Source organism: Bacillus sp. sid0103 (assembly GCF_019219025.1).
Map to the genome: position 1 here is coordinate 142,064 of NZ_JAHUWN010000015.1, position 7,533 is coordinate 149,596.

A 7,533-nucleotide genomic window follows, 5' to 3' on the forward strand; every position below is an offset into this window, starting at 1 on the left:
TTTGTTATTTATCTCTTTTGTGCATTTAACCTTTTAATCCTTCTAGCCATTCTTGGTAACATTCAGCACAAAGAAATTCATCTCTTTCTTGATTTGAGGATATAAATGAAACATAGTGCAGCTGTCTTTCTTCAATTTCATTGGCGCAATAGAAACATTTTTCAGGCATTGGAAATCCTCCTTTAGGTAGTTTTATTAGATAGTTTTTTCCATTATTTATTTTTCTTACATAGAAAAAATCTCCACGTATGTTTTTAATTTTTTTGGTTCGTATAAATGATAAGACTTAAATGAAAATAGGAAGGATGGAAGAGAATGGGATTTTTAAGTAAAGTAGTCATTGTAACAGGAGCAGCCAATGGAATTGGACGGGGGGTGGCTGCTGCCTTTGCACAAGCCGGTGCTAAAGTCGTTCTAGCTGATGTGGAATTAGAAGCAGGTAATCAAACCGCAGAGGAGATTCGAAATAGTGGAGGAGAAGTCCTATTTATAAAGACAGATGTTAGAAGGGAAGAAGATGTTGTTCGGCTAATTGATGTAACAAAACGGACGTATGGGCAAATTGATATTTTAATTAATAATGCAGGTAAAGGTATGTTTAAGCCTCCCCTCGAATTATCACTTGAAGAATGGGACGATGTGATGGATACGAATTTAAGAAGTGTTTTTCTCTGTTCTCGTGAAGCAGCTAAATATATGCGGGAAAATGAATCTGGTGGATCTATTGTGAATATTGCATCAACACGAGCACTTATGTCAGAACCAAACTCTGAAGCTTATGCAGCTTCAAAAGGGGGGATCGTTGCGATTACGCATGCCTTGGCAGCGTCCTTTAGCGAAGAACGGATTACGGTCAATGCGATCTCACCAGGTTGGATCCATAATGGGGATGATTCACAATTATCAGCACTAGACCATGAACAGCATTACTCGCAGCGAGTCGGTAAACCAAGTGATATTGCCCGTGCCTGTTTGTATTTAACCAATCAAGCAAATGATTTTGTTACAGGAATTAACTTAGTAGTAGATGGCGGAATGACGAGAAAAATGATTTACGAGGAATAGAAATAGTTGATGATATTCAATGAAATATAACCGATTCATATGCATTGGTAAAATGAGTTTATTATATCATTTCCTGATTATGAAATGATTAACAGATATGTATTGTTTATGACTTATGGCTAAGTACCAAGTGAATAATAAGAAGGAGTGTCAGTTCTACACTCCTTCTCCTTCTAAGACATATTGAGTAAGATTTTTCTGAGAGAGGCATAAATCCAATATCCATGGCCATTTCCCATGTCCTGACTGTGTATTGATGTGACCTGCATTAGGGATTGTAATGGAAGGGAGTCCAAGGTTAAGAAAACGTTTTGAATCCTCGATGCTGCAATAGCGATCATTAGATGAATGGATAAATAAGGTGTGCTCTGATACTTTCTGTAGATGGCTTCTATCCAAAGGAACAGGAAAAAAGGATTTTGCTTCACTTAGTATGTGATTTGGAGAAGGCGGTGCAACTAAAATTACTTGCTTGGCAATTGGTTTGATTTGTGTAGAAGCATAATGGAGCCACAATAAGCATCCAAGACTGTGTGTAATAATTGTTAAATTATCTTCATCTGAAATTGTCTTTAGTGTTGTTGACAATTCCTTCAACCAAACACTCTTATTTGGTGAATCAAAGTTTGGAAAGGTCGGGTATAGTACATGATAATTCCTTCTCTTTAACTCATTAGCCAGCCACGTTTGCCAATGATCAGGTCCACTCCCGCCTAACCCATGGATGATAAGAAAACTTTGTTGGTCCATTTTATCTCCACCTTAAAATTATAATTTACTATTCCGATGAAAAAACTTGGTTTTATTTTATAAATTATAATTCTTTTAGATAAAAAGGGCAACCATCATATTTACTTTTTTTAAATACAAGATTTTACTGAGTGGATGGATTCCTTTACGTTGAAATAAATTTGCTTTTGAATGGAAAAACAATCAATATGAATGGGATAGGTTAAATAGAAAGTAGGGGTATTTTTGTTAGATTTTTTATCATTGGGTATTTCGGAACCGATTGTGGAAAAATTACGCGGTCAAGGTATTGCGAAACCAACACCGATTCAAGAACAAGCGATTCCATTTGTGATGAATGGTCATGATATTATTGCACAAGCGCAGACAGGAACGGGAAAGACGTTTGCTTTCATCCTGCCAATTTTAGAAAAAATTAATCGTGAGGATGGGCATGTTCAAGCGCTAATTGTAACACCAACGAGAGAACTAGCATTGCAAATAACAGAGGAAATTGAAAAACTTATTTCTGACATTAACGGTGTCGATGTCCTTGCCGTATATGGCGGCCAGGATGTTGATAAACAACTAAAAAAATTAAAAAGGGGGATGCAGATAGTCGTAGGAACACCAGGCAGACTATTAGACCATATTAGACGAGAAACCATCCGATTATCCGAAATCGCTTACCTTGTTTTGGATGAAGCTGACCAGATGCTCCATATTGGGTTTTTGAACGAAGTCGAAGATATTATTAGAGAAACACCTGCGAGCAGGCAAACCATGCTTTTTTCAGCAACCATGCCGCCCGAAATTCGTAAACTAGCAAAAAAGCATATGCGAGAACCGGAATATATTCAAGTCGAAAAGACGCAAGGACCAGCTGAAAATGTTAAGCAATTAGCGATTCATACGACTGATCGTGCCAAACAAGCCACGCTTATTCAATTGATCGAAACGTATCGTCCTTTTTTAGCGGTTATTTTCTGCAGGACCAAACGCCGAGTTAGTAAGCTGTTTGATGTGTTGAAAGCAAACGGATTTTCTTGCGACGAATTACATGGTGATTTGTCCCAGGCCAAGAGAGAGCGTGTAATGAAGCGTTTTAGAGATGCTGAGGTTCAATTGCTCGTTGCCACAGATGTGGCAGCACGAGGACTTGATGTTGAAGGGGTCACTCATGTGTTTAATTATGATATCCCTCAAGATTCAGAAAGTTATGTCCATCGAATAGGCAGGACGGGCAGAGCAGGAATGACAGGGCTTGCACTAACTTTTTATACTTCCGAAGACCGGCCCATGCTTGACATGATTGAAAAAGAACTAAACATAACAATAAAAAAACAAAATCTAGAAAATACAGATGAAGAAAAAGAAAAAAACAAGGATGCTAAAAAAGTTCCATCTATTGTTCATAAAGAAAAGCGTGATGTGGTGAAGAAAAATCCGTATAACCGCAATCAGAATCGAAAGCAATCGGACAAAAAGGATAGAAATCATGAAGGTAGAGTCAAATTTGAGAGTAAATCTGAGGGTTCACGAGATTCAAAAGGGGAACGAGGCTCCAAAAGACAAGTAACTAAATCCCTCTCGAAAAGTGAAACAAAGCAGAAGTCCTTTAATGTAAAAGAAACACCGAATCAATCATCTTCCTTAAAGACTAAAAGAAACAGCAGGAATCAGGGGATGGGAAGAAAAAGTTAAAAATTAGTGTAAAGGGATTATGACTGTGGTCATAATCCCTTTACACATGGCAAGACAAATTTTTTTAACAAAAAGAATAGAGGGAGATTCCTCCGATTAGATCTTTTGCAATTAAATGATATAAAAATGGCATATATGGAATAACGGGTGCCTGTCCCATTATAATATCAATGTTTCATTTCATGAAATCCCCAAGTGGGAAGCCATTATAACGGCCGCCATAAACACCTGTTACTTGAACGGTCCACCTTTAAGTACGGACTGGGAAGCAATAACGATACCGCCTTTTACTCACCCCCAGATTTATAACATAAATAATTTCCTCTTTTCTTCTTGCGATTTATGCAAAATAAAAATTTCATTTAGTTATGAAAATACGTCAATAAAAAATGGAACTGAAATTAATTCAGTCCCCTTCGAGTATTATCCATCAATGCTAATCCCTGTATTCGATTTTACGAGTACTTCATCATATCTCTTCACATCTGCTTTTTGGCTTGAAAAGATTGTTCCCAGATAGCCTGCAATAAATCCGAGTGGAATCGAGACAATTCCAGGGGTGGTATATGGAAACCATGGTTTCCCGACAAAAATAGCTTTGCCTACTTCAGGGCTGAAAACATTTGGGCTGACGATTACTAGGCCGATTGCTGAAATAAGCCCAACGAGCATAGCCCAAATTGCTCCGGTTGTGTTGAAACGTTTCCAGTAAATAGTATATAGGATGACCGGAAGATTAGCGCTTGCTGCGACTGCAAAGGCCAGTGACACCAGGAAGGCAACATTCAGAGTTTGTGCCCCTAAAGCTAGAATGATTGAGATAACCGAAACGCCAACGGCTGCCCAGCGAGCCATGCCAACTTGCTGCTTTTCAGTTGCTTTTCCTTTTTTTAGGATAACGTTATAGAAATCATGCGCAAATGCAGAGGCAGCTGTCAGAACAAGTCCAGCAACTACGGCGAGAATGGTTGCAAAAGCAACTGCTGATATAAAAGCAAACAGCATATTTCCACCAAGTGCTTTTGCTAAAAGTGGAGCAGCCATATTTCCTGCAGGGTTCGCAGCTACAATTTCACTATTTCCAACAAAAGCTGCAGCCCCGAAGCCAAGGAAAATGGTCATTACATAAAATAGGCCAATAATCCATGTAGCATATACGACCGAGGAACGAGCAGTTTTGGCATCCTTAACGGTAAAGAAACGGACAAGAATATGCGGCAGACCTGCTGTTCCAAGAACTAGTCCCATGTTTAGTGAAATCGTATCAAGACCAATTTTATATTTTACACCAGGGTTTAAGAAGGATTCCTTTAATGGTGTTGCGCTTTTCATTTGCGCAAACATATCGGTGATACTCCAGTTAAATTTGGCAAACACAATGATCGAGATTACTAAGGTACCGCCCATTAAAAGAACTGCTTTAATAATTTGTACCCAACTTGTGGCGTGCATTCCTCCAAAAATTACGTACACAGTCATTAGAACCCCAACGATTAAAACAGATGTAGTATATTCTAAACCAAGTAATAATTTAATAAGTGCTCCTGCACCAACAAGTTGTGCGATCATATAAAAAATCGAAATGGTAACCGTGTTCATAGCAGCGAAACCACGAACTTTTTTAGCATCAAAACGAGCGGCAATCATATCAGCAAATGTATATTTTCCAAGGTTCCTTAGTGGTTCAGCTACTAAATAAAGCACCACTAGATATGCAACGAGAAAACCAATGCTATAAAAGAAACCATCAAAGCCTGTTAAGGCGACTGCACCTGCGATTCCAAGGAAAGAAGCAGCTGACATATAATCCCCGGCAATGGCAAGTCCATTTTGCCAGCCAGTAAGACCTCCGCCAGCCGTGTAAAACTCGCTGGCATTTTTCGTCCGTTTTGAAGCGTAGTATGTAATAACTAACGTTACAAAAACGATACATAAAAACATGGTAAAGGCTGCGGTATTCATTGGTTCATTCCTCCTTCTTGGATGACTTTCGTAGCTAATTCATCAAATCTTTCTGCTTTTTTTGAATAAATCATACATAAAACCCAGGTCATGACGAATTGTAAGAAGGCAAATACCCATGCCCACGTAATGTTGCCGATAAACTTGTGATTTAACACTGTGGAATAGGAGGTTAGTAAGGGTAGAGCAAAGTAAAAACAAAAGAAGAATATAGTGACTGGGATGATAAATTTTTTCTTTTCGGAGAGTAATGTTTGAAAAGATGCTGACTGAACGATCGAAGTGTAACCGCTTTCAGAATTAACCTTAGTTTTTTTGGCCTCCATGGAAGCTCCCCCTTTCATATAAAACACTTTGTTTAAATAAGGGTAAAACAAAAGACTATGCTGATTGTTCATTGGTTAAGGAAAATAAATTCGAATGTTTTTGATTGATATTGTCTAGAGAAATCCCTCCTATTTAACAGATTTTTCAAAATTTTCAAATTGCAATTATAATTTTATTATAGTGTTAAGATGATACGCAATAAGAAAATGTAAAAAAGGTAAAAATACCCATATAGAATAGATAATGATAGGGAGGTAGGTGTTTTTTGAGGAAAAAAAAGAAAACCATTGCAGCGCAAAGGTTTTCGAATTATGGAGAATAGGGGGCTCGAACCCCTGACCTCTTGCATGCCATGCAAGCGCTCTCCCAGCTGAGCTAATCCCCCGAATGGTTGGTACATGAAGAATTATATCTGTATTATTAAAATCTTGCAAGAGGAAATTTAGATAAATTTTTGGATTAGCTGATACTTTCAATTTCTACTTTTTGAACTCCTTCTAAATTTGAAACAGAGGAATACACATCTGTTGTCTTTTCACGGTAATCTACTGCAACCAATATTTGAACGAGATGATCTCCATTGTCTAAATCCTTAATCTTTAGTCTCCGAACAATATAATTTTTATCTAATAAGAATGAAATGGCTTTTTCAATTTGATTTTGATCCCTAATAAAGAGTTGCAGCATAACTTCTCTTTCTCTTAATTGTTTCGGACCAATGATTTTCATTAAAAATGGAACGAATTCAACACTAAGAATAAGTAGGGCAACCCCAGCAAATGCCTCTATGAAAAAGCCTGCTCCCACGGCAATACCTATTCCTGCTGCACCCCATATCATTGCAGCTGTAGTTAATCCTGATATACTATCATTTCCCCGTCTTAAGATCACACCCGCACCTAGGAAACCAATACCTGAAACAATCTGTGCAGCTAAACGAAGAGGGTCCATAGTAATTTTGACATCATCTGACTCAGGAAACATGTACGCTGATTCAATCGATACAATCGTCAATAAGCAGCTAACAACAGAAATTACTAGACTCGTTTTAAGACCTACAGGTTTCCTTTTTAATTCTCGCTCAAGACCAATAATAAGTCCAAAAACAGCAGAAACACCTAGTTTAATTAATATTTGGATATCGATACTATCCATCTCAAATCACGTCCATTTATAAAGTCGTTGACTGATATTAAGGATGCATTTAATAACAATCTAATTAGATAATAAAAATGAAGAATATCTTTCCTTATTCTACACATAAATGAGTAACTAATGAAAGAACCAAAAAAATCGATTGTTTCAAACTTTATGTTTACCTAGACAATTCACTTATGTATATGATTAATATGATCGGAAAAGGCTTAAAAACCTATGAATTTAAGTTCTTCGATTAACTTGCTTTTGTAATGAGAAAGGTGTTTCAAAAAAAATGATAAAATTATATTGCAAACATTTATTTATCATGTTATATTAAATCTCGTCCTCATCGAGAGGGTCATCACATTACAAAAGAAATTAAAGAAAGTTGTTGACAATGTGATGTGTAACATGTTAAATTAGTGAAGTCGCTTTCGAGCGAATAAAAAAATCAAGTGATTTATCTGCTTGGTGAACAATTGTTCTTTGAAAACTAAACAAACAAAATCGTGCAAACAAACAATAACTTTTAGTTTCGATTACGAAACTAAGCCAACGTAACAAAATGAGCTAATCAACTTTCTTGGAGAGTTTGATCCTGGCTCA

The 7,533-nt window shown here is 37.1% G+C and carries 7 protein-coding genes, 1 tRNA gene and 1 pseudogene; 2 read left to right on the forward strand and 7 right to left on the reverse strand.

What is annotated here, in order from left to right; all coding sequences use genetic code 11:
• Positions 1-25 precede the first annotated feature (25 nt).
• Positions 26-169: a hypothetical protein gene (locus KW850_RS17665; protein WP_218348988.1), complete on the reverse strand. Its 144-nt coding sequence runs from the start codon at positions 167-169 to the stop codon at positions 26-28.
• 146 nt (positions 170-315) lie between these two features.
• Here KW850_RS17665 and KW850_RS17670 point away from each other — a divergent pair, with 146 nt between their 5' ends.
• On the forward strand, positions 316-1,065 hold the full coding sequence (locus KW850_RS17670) for a glucose 1-dehydrogenase (protein ID WP_218348990.1): 750 nt from the start codon (positions 316-318) through the stop codon (positions 1,063-1,065).
• Between the two features lie 156 nt (positions 1,066-1,221).
• On the opposite strand, the gene KW850_RS17675 is transcribed toward KW850_RS17670, so the two are convergent.
• Complete coding sequence (locus tag KW850_RS17675; protein WP_218348992.1) at positions 1,222-1,815, reverse strand: RBBP9/YdeN family alpha/beta hydrolase; 594 nt, start codon at positions 1,813-1,815, stop codon at positions 1,222-1,224.
• A 225-nt stretch (positions 1,816-2,040) separates the two neighbouring features.
• On the opposite strand from KW850_RS17675, the gene KW850_RS17680 reads away from it, so the two are divergent.
• A complete protein-coding gene (locus KW850_RS17680) occupies positions 2,041-3,498 on the forward strand; it encodes a DEAD/DEAH box helicase (RefSeq protein ID WP_218348993.1) in 1,458 nt (485 codons plus the stop codon).
• Positions 3,499-3,604: 106 nt separating this feature from the next.
• Here KW850_RS17680 and KW850_RS33425 read toward each other — a convergent pair.
• From KW850_RS33425 to KW850_RS17700, 5 genes and pseudogenes are all read right to left on the reverse strand, one after another.
• Positions 3,605-3,777 (reverse strand): annotated as a pseudogene (locus tag KW850_RS33425) (glutathione-dependent formaldehyde dehydrogenase); the annotation flags it as partial.
• Between the two features lie 144 nt (positions 3,778-3,921).
• On the reverse strand, positions 3,922-5,460 hold the full coding sequence (locus KW850_RS17685; protein ID WP_218348995.1) for a solute symporter family protein: 1,539 nt from the start codon (positions 5,458-5,460) through the stop codon (positions 3,922-3,924).
• Positions 5,457-5,786 (reverse strand): DUF485 domain-containing protein, encoded by a 330-nt coding sequence (locus KW850_RS17690; RefSeq protein ID WP_218348996.1) that lies wholly within the window; start codon positions 5,784-5,786, stop codon positions 5,457-5,459. Before KW850_RS17690 ends, KW850_RS17685 begins: the two co-directional genes overlap by 4 nt.
• Positions 5,787-6,099: 313 nt before the next feature.
• Positions 6,100-6,172, reverse strand: a tRNA-Ala gene (locus KW850_RS17695).
• 74 nt (positions 6,173-6,246) lie between these two features.
• A complete protein-coding gene (locus tag KW850_RS17700) occupies positions 6,247-6,942 on the reverse strand; it encodes an MgtC/SapB family protein (protein WP_218348998.1) in 696 nt (231 codons plus the stop codon).
• Positions 6,943-7,533: the final 591 nt, after the last annotated feature.

Bases quoted from the DNA above. Each gene is read 5' to 3' on its own strand.
- KW850_RS17665 (WP_218348988.1), bottom strand. From the start codon at position 169: ATGCCTGAAAAATGTTTCTATTGCGCCAATGAAATTGAAGAAAGACAG.
- KW850_RS17670 (WP_218348990.1), top strand. From the start codon at position 316: ATGGGATTTTTAAGTAAAGTAGTCATTGTAACAGGAGCAGCCAATGGA.
- KW850_RS17675 (WP_218348992.1), bottom strand. From the start codon at position 1,815: ATGGACCAACAAAGTTTTCTTATCATCCATGGGTTAGGCGGGAGTGGA.
- KW850_RS17685 (WP_218348995.1), bottom strand. From the start codon at position 5,460: ATGAATACCGCAGCCTTTACCATGTTTTTATGTATCGTTTTTGTAACG.
- KW850_RS17690 (WP_218348996.1), bottom strand. From the start codon at position 5,786: ATGGAGGCCAAAAAAACTAAGGTTAATTCTGAAAGCGGTTACACTTCG.
- KW850_RS17700 (WP_218348998.1), bottom strand. From the start codon at position 6,942: ATGGATAGTATCGATATCCAAATATTAATTAAACTAGGTGTTTCTGCT.